The organism is Methylobacterium sp. E-066, from assembly GCF_022829635.1.
GTDB lineage: Bacteria > Pseudomonadota > Alphaproteobacteria > Rhizobiales > Beijerinckiaceae > Methylobacterium.
Window position 1 is genome coordinate 1 of record NZ_JAKSYO010000204.1, and the last position, 282, is coordinate 282.

Consider the following 282-nt stretch of genomic DNA (forward strand, 5'->3'; position numbering starts at 1 on the left):
CGATCTACGCGCGCACCGCGGCCTACGGCCATTTCGGCCGCGCCCCGGAGGCCGATGGCGGCTTCTCCTGGGAGCGCACCGACCTCGCCTCGAAGCTGAAGTCGGCCCTGTCGTAAGGCGGCCCGCGCTCCAGCGTTGAACCCGGGAGCGCTACGGCCTCCCACGGGACTACCCGTCCACGGCCGCTAGCTACTCCGAGGCGCGCTCCAAGCTCGCCCACGGCTTCGGCCTCGGCCAGAGGCGCAAGAAGGCGGCCCCGAAGGCTGCCAAGCCGTCAGAGAC

The 282-nt window shown here is 72.0% G+C and carries 1 pseudogene; it reads left to right on the forward strand.

Annotated features, from left to right (window positions below):
• Positions 1-154 precede the first annotated feature (154 nt).
• A pseudogene (locus tag MKL20_RS30190) lies at positions 155-282 on the forward strand (MucR family transcriptional regulator); the annotation flags it as partial.